This window comes from Alteromonas antoniana (genome assembly GCF_019249295.1).
Lineage (GTDB): Bacteria > Pseudomonadota > Gammaproteobacteria > Enterobacterales > Alteromonadaceae > Alteromonas > Alteromonas antoniana.
In genome coordinates this window covers 45,623-51,884 of the sequence record NZ_JAESDH010000029.1, presented here as the reverse complement: position 1 = coordinate 51,884, position 6,262 = coordinate 45,623, and the positions used below count along the sequence as shown (strand labels likewise).

Annotated in this window: 4 protein-coding genes and 1 tRNA gene; 3 read left to right on the top strand and 2 right to left on the bottom strand. The window is 46.8% G+C overall.

What is annotated here, in order from left to right:
- From JKP77_RS19030 to JKP77_RS19020, 3 genes are all read left to right on the top strand, one after another.
- Positions 1 to 76 (top strand) — tRNA-Val (locus JKP77_RS19030).
- Positions 77 to 590: 514 nt separating this feature from the next.
- Positions 591 to 2,216 carry a response regulator gene (locus JKP77_RS19025; RefSeq protein WP_218312751.1) on the top strand — a complete coding sequence of 542 codons (1,626 nt, stop codon included), beginning with the start codon at positions 591 to 593 and terminating at the stop codon, positions 2,214 to 2,216.
- Positions 2,217 to 2,296: 80 nt separating this feature from the next.
- On the top strand, positions 2,297 to 4,624 hold the full coding sequence (locus JKP77_RS19020; protein WP_338024900.1) for a diguanylate cyclase domain-containing protein: 2,328 nt from the start codon (positions 2,297 to 2,299) through the stop codon (positions 4,622 to 4,624).
- 26 nt (positions 4,625 to 4,650) lie between these two features.
- On the opposite strand, the gene JKP77_RS19015 is transcribed toward JKP77_RS19020, so the two are convergent.
- Positions 4,651 to 5,202, bottom strand: a complete 552-nt coding sequence (locus JKP77_RS19015; protein WP_218312749.1) for a GNAT family N-acetyltransferase — start codon at positions 5,200 to 5,202, stop codon at positions 4,651 to 4,653.
- Between the two features lie 17 nt (positions 5,203 to 5,219).
- Entirely contained in the window at positions 5,220 to 6,188 is a 969-nt protein-coding gene (gene moaA / locus JKP77_RS19010; protein ID WP_218312748.1) for a GTP 3',8-cyclase MoaA, read from the bottom strand.
- Positions 6,189 to 6,262 lie beyond the last annotated feature (74 nt).

Sequence of the window (6,262 nt, the reverse complement as noted above, 5' to 3'; positions counted from 1 at the left end):
GGACGCTTAGCTCAGTTGGGAGAGCATCGCCCTTACAAGGCGAGGGTCACTGGTTCAAGCCCAGTAGCGTCCACCACCTCTTCTATTTCTTTTAAATCACTGTTTTACTAACGACACTGGTTCAACAACATTCGTTGCGAGCCGCAGCAGACGTCCGCCACCTCTTCTATTTCCTGTAAATCACTGTTCCACTAATGACACTGGTTCAACTACATTCGTTGCGAGCCACGGCAGACGTCCACCACCTCTTCTATTTCTTTTAAATCACTGTTTTACTAGCGACACTGGTTCAACAACATTCGTTGCGAGCCACAGCAGACGTCCACCACCTCTTCTATTTCTTTTAAATCACTGTTTTACTGGCGACACTGGTTCAACAACAGTCGTTGCGAGCCACAGCAAAAGAGTCCTTAACACTGCCCTCTCCTTCCTGTCACCTTACCCACCTATGACAAAAGAGAATTAGTTCCCCTGTCGACAAATCGTGACAAACCTATCAGTTTCAGGTTTTAATAAGTTTTTACGCACTTCTGACGATAAACCAATATAAGTGCAAGTGTGTTTTATTATCTCGCGGTGATGGGAAGTCTATGAACATCAAGCTGGCTCGCCAAATGAAGGTCCTGATTGTTGATGATCAGGTATTGGCTAAAGGTTACCTTAAATACTCCATGGAAGAGTTAGGCTTTCAGGACATAGAATATGTAGATAAAGCCAACCTGGCGTTGTCAGCGATTCGGCGTGAAAAGTATGATCTCATTATTTGCGCCTATGACTTAAAGCAGGAACAGGAAGGCTATTTCCTTTACGACCAGCTGAAAGAACATAGGGAACTCCCTCCCAGTACAGCATTTGTTTTTATCAGCGCAGATACCACTGCCGATATCGTCCACTCTATTGTGGAATTGCAACCCGACGAATTCCTGGCTAAGCCTTTCACGGTAAGAGAGCTGGATAAACGCCTGACCCGGGTACTAAATCGCAAGCAGGCACTGAAAGCCGTTTATGATCTCATTGAACGCAACCAGCCAGACCAGGCGCTGAACGAAATTGAGCAATTCCTCACAGAGCCAAAAAACGCTGAGTTTTTTCCACTCGCGCTGAAAACCAAGGGTGAGTTGTTGCAGGCCTGCAACTACATTGACCAAGCCAAGGAGTTTTACCAGGCGATTCTTAACGTCCAGAACTTTACCTGGGCACAGTTGGGACTGGTTCGGTGTCATATACGACTGAATGAAGACGATGAAGCAGAAAAGCTTATTTTAGAGCTGGCATTTGAAAAAGATTCCATGCTGGCTGCGTATGACCTGCTTACTGCCCTGCAAATTAAGTTGCAGGAATTTGAAGATGCGCTGGAGTGCGTGTCACTGGCCGGTGAAATTTCCCCCCGGAATATCCATCGCCACCGCCAGGCACTGGACCTGTCACGTATTACTCACGACTACGAATCCCAGTTTGAAGCGGCCAAAAAAGTTGTAAAGTTTGCCAAGAACTCCATTCACGATAAGCCGGAGATTTACCTGAACGTTGCGCGTGCAGGAATCGATTTTGCCATGACCGCCGACGACGACCAGACGTCCAAGCTTATCAAGCAATCCAATGAATATTTACGACAGCTTAAAGCCTCTTTCCCCAAAGCCGATTTTGATGAGCAAATCAAGGTCATTGATGCACGCCTGCTGTATCTACAGGATGAAAGTGACAATGCCAAAAACTTGTTAGGCCAGTTAAGTGATGACACCTGGGAAACAGAAAGTATTGAGGCGCTGTTAGATAAAGCCAAAGCGTTTCATGAAGTGGGACTTCAGGATCACGCATTAAGCATTCTGGATGTGATAGAGCGTCGCTGCGTCAGCGATCCGGCGCAAAGCGATCTGTTTTTGCACTACATACGTCAAGAGCGCTCAGAGAAAGCTGAAATACCAATGAGCCCGAAAGAGCTTAATAACTCCGCAGTGGTACAGTATCAGCAAGGCGATTTGACGGCAGCGCTCAGAACATTCAGACAAGCATTCACTATTATGCCTAAAAACGCCTCTATAGCGCTTAACCTGCTACAGGCAACAGCGATTGATCTTCGTGAAAATCGCCATGAAGATGAAAATGCGCAGGCACTCATCCTTAACTGTATGCGCACCATAGAGTCTGCACATTTAAATCAGGAACAGGAAAAGCGTTATCAGCGGGTGAAATCGATATTGCGGGATTTGACGTAAAATTACGACTTTAGGCAAATTGTTATTGTGTCTTCTTTAGCTAAAATAAAATGATGGCGTCGTAATATCTAAACCGGCAAATGGCTGAAAAAAAGTCTGTAGTATCTCAATATATGCTTCACACGCACACGTATGATCATATTTTAAATGATTTCATGTGTACGATTGCGTCTTTGTTTTCAGCGAAAACAGCCTACCTGACATTTATTGAAGACGACATCGTTTGGGTAAAAGCTGCTGCAGACACGCCTCCCCCACCAATGCCTATTTCAGACACGTTTTGCGAACGTGTGTGGAAAGAAGAAAGCCACTATATCGTCGAAAATGCACTGGATAATGCAAATACCTGCCAGCTTCCTTCCGTCGCCGGCGAGAGTAACTTTCAGTTCTACGCCGGTGTGCCCTTTTATCTTAATGGAACACTGGTTGGGTCTCTTTGTCTGCTGGACGATAAACCCAGACGATTCAAACAAAACGAGCTTAAACAGTTATTCGAATTAAGCGAGCATTTCAGCCAGTGCGTAAAGCTGATTATTACCAATCTCAAGACCGATGAGGAACACCAGTTACTCAATGCGTCTCCAGCAGCAATGATTAGGTGGGTTTTCAACCCGGCTAAAAAAGTCTCCTTTGTCTCTGAAAATCTGCCTTCATTATTTGGGTTAAAAGCCATTCCTGAACACCTTACTGACTTTCAGCTTTCTGAGTTTATTCATAAAGAGGATCTACCGGTTTTCTATGAGGCCATTCAGAATCATAAATTCGGTACTGAAGTGCTGGAAACCGATTACCGGATCATTACCCGCGACAAACAAGAGCGGTGGGTGAAACAAATATCCCGTGCCAGTTTTGATGAACGAAATAAGCTTAGCAGTATTCATGCGATGCTGTTTAAGAATGACGAGCAGAAATACCTCGAAGCCAGGATGGCGAAGACCAATGAAAGAATGCGCTTATTACTGGAGTCTTCCGGGCTTGGTACCTGGGACTGGGATATTTTAAATGACATTCACCGGGTAAACACCCGCTGGTGCAAAATTCTGGGGTTAGATCCGGACGATACAGATACCAGCGGCATGTTCTGGCAACGGCTGATACATCCGGCAGATAGAAAAATATATGAAGCAAGCCTGAAACAACATTTTGCCGGTCAGACTTCCGCGTTTGTTAACGAATACCGCATGCAGCATGCAGAAGGTCACTGGCTATGGATAGAAACCTATGCTCGCGTAGTAGCACGAGATGAAAACGGCGATCCAATCCGGCTCACCGGTACCCACCGGGATATTACTGATAAGAAGCACATTGAATTGGAAACTGGCAGGAATCAGCGCCTGCTGCGGTTTATTACCAACGCGCAAAACAGTTTTGTTGCCGAAAAAGATCTGAAAACCGCATGCGGACTAATTTTCGATGAGCTTTTAGAGCTTGCTGAAAGCGAATATGGCTTTATCGGTCGCATGCAGGAAAAAGAAGGGAAACCTAGCCTGCATATTTACGCGATTTCGGACGTCAGCTGGTCATCATCAAGCCGAGCTGCTTACGAAGCTTTTGAGCGAGGCGAATTAGCATTTACCAATCTGGGCAATTTATTTGGTCATGTTATTACCTCGAATGCCCCTGTGATCGCGAATAAACCGCCGAAACATCACGCCTCTAAGGGAACGCCTGAGGGTCACCCGCCTCTGGGCAGATTTCTGGGGCTACCCATCAGTCGCCATGGCGAGGCCATTGGCATGATTGGCCTGGCTAACAAAGCGGAAGATTACAGCGAAGCCGATGTTTATTTTCTTCAGCCCCTGCTCGATACGTTGTCGCAGTTGTTTAAGGCTGTTGAGGTAGAGCAGGCCCGTTACGAAGCAGAGCAACAATTGCAAAAACTTGCTTCAACCGATCCACTCACCGCATTAATGAATCGGCGCGCTTACTTCACCCACATCGAACAGATGGCAGCAAGCGAGGGTAAGCGCTATGGGCTTGCAATTCTTGATGTTGATAATTTTAAACAGCTAAATGACACATACGGCCACCCGGTAGGTGATGAAGTACTCATTGCCCTGGCGCGTGCAGCAAAGAGCTGTCTTCGGGATGGCGATGTCGTTGCCAGACTGGGCGGCGAAGAGTTCGGTGTTTTCATTGACAGTGCAGAGACCGCAGTCATCAGCAAAGTGCTGGAAGCGATATGCGATGCCGTACGAAATATTAGTATCACCACAGACAGCGGCGAACTGAATACCATTACTGCGAGTATTGGTGTAACCATAACAGCGCCAGTAAATGGCCCAGACACAACCCACTTTGATATTTATATGAAGCAAGCAGATGACGCGCTTTATCAGGCTAAATCCGAGGGCAAAAATCAGGTTAAATGGTTTGAAGAAATAAGTATGGCGAAAGCGTCTGGCTAAACATCCAACGCCAGGCGCACAGGCTCTTAAAAGCTGAGAATTTTACTGAGATCCTGCTGGTAAACTACGACCTCGCCATTGAATACCTCATCCTGATAATGCATTTTGTGGCTGAACTCCATCCCAAGCTTTTTCATTACAGCAATTGACGCTTCGTTCTCGGGTAGCGCAATAGCTGAGAATTGCTCCACTCCCATATCGAAAAGGCTATCACGTACAGTCCTGGCGGCCTCTGTCGCATACCCCTTTCCCCAGGTATCTCTTTTGAATCGCCAACCAAGCTCAAGGTTATCGCTTTGTGGCGTCGCCGTGAAAAACAGCATAGGTCGAACCAGGATCCAGCCAATATCTTCTGTAGATGCTTTCTCGGTGACTTTCCAAACCCCCCAGCCCAATGCTGGATTACTGAATGCTTTAATTCTGGGAATGAAAATACCTTCAATGTCTTCCCGGGAGGTTTTCTCTCCCCCATTGATGAATTTCATCACCTGCTCATCCTGATCGATAGACCACAAAAACTCCGAGTGTTTATCAGACACCAGTTCGTAAGCGAGACGTTCGCTGTCAGGAATGTACATCAGTGATTACCTCAAAATTATCCACCCAGCATGGCAAGATGCTTGGTCGCACCCGTTTGTCCTTCATGTAAATGGTGCGTGGCTTCTTTTGATACTAGCACCTTTTGCAGATACTGCTGTAATCCCTGAACATCATTTTCTTTAAGATACGGCTGCAGGGTTAACCCCTGTTCACTGAAAAGGCAAAGGTGAAGGTTACCATTTGCTGCCACTCTCAAACGGTTGCAGCTCTGGCAGAAGTCTTTACTGTACGGAAGAATTAGACCAATTTTGCCCTGGTAGTCGGGATGATAAAACTCCTGGGCCGGGCCCGCATCTTTACGACGGATCAACGGTGACCATCCCTGCGACAGCAACCACTCTTTCACCGGCTGCCCGCTTTGATGCTGGTGATTAAAAAAGCCTTCATGATCGCCGGTCTGCATCAGCTCAATAAACCGTAATGTAACAGGCTTGTCTTTGATCCAATCTAAAAACCGCGTGAGACGCTTCCCATCAAACTGACTCAGCATGACGGTATTGACTTTCACATCGAGCCCGGATTCAGCGGCATTATCGATCCCAGCCAGTACCTCTTTCAGCTTGTCCTGACCGGTAATTGCAGCAAATTGTCTTGGATCCAGGCTATCAATGCTGACATTAACCTGGTCCAGTCCCGCCGCTTTCCACTCACGCGCTTTTTGCGCCAGACGCCCACCATGGGTAGTCATTGCCACCCGCTGGATACCGGGTGTACTGGCCGCGACAGAAATAATCTCGGTGAGATCACGTCTCAGTGAAGGCTCTCCGCCAGTGATTCGCACTTTCGAGGTGCCAAGCCCGGCGAATGCAGAGAGTACTGTCTGTATTTCGCTTTTGGAAAGAAAAGAATCTGCTGAAGGGCCCTGATAACCATCAGGTAAACAGTACTGACAACGAAAATTGCACGCCTCCGTAATGGAAAGGCGCAGGTAATAAAACTGTCTGCCGTGATTATCCTGAAGCAATGCGTCCTCGCTGGAAACGTAAAAAGTAAAAAAGAGTGAAATGGCAATCTACCATGCCATAAAAATGATACCGG

Excerpts from the sequence above, each read along its gene's own strand:
- JKP77_RS19025 (WP_218312751.1), top strand. The coding sequence starts at position 591 with ATGAACATCAAGCTGGCTCGCCAAATGAAGGTCCTGATTGTTGATGAT.
- JKP77_RS19020 (WP_338024900.1), top strand. The coding sequence starts at position 2,297 with ATGGCTGAAAAAAAGTCTGTAGTATCTCAATATATGCTTCACACGCAC.
- JKP77_RS19015 (WP_218312749.1), bottom strand. The coding sequence starts at position 5,202 with ATGTACATTCCTGACAGCGAACGTCTCGCTTACGAACTGGTGTCTGAT.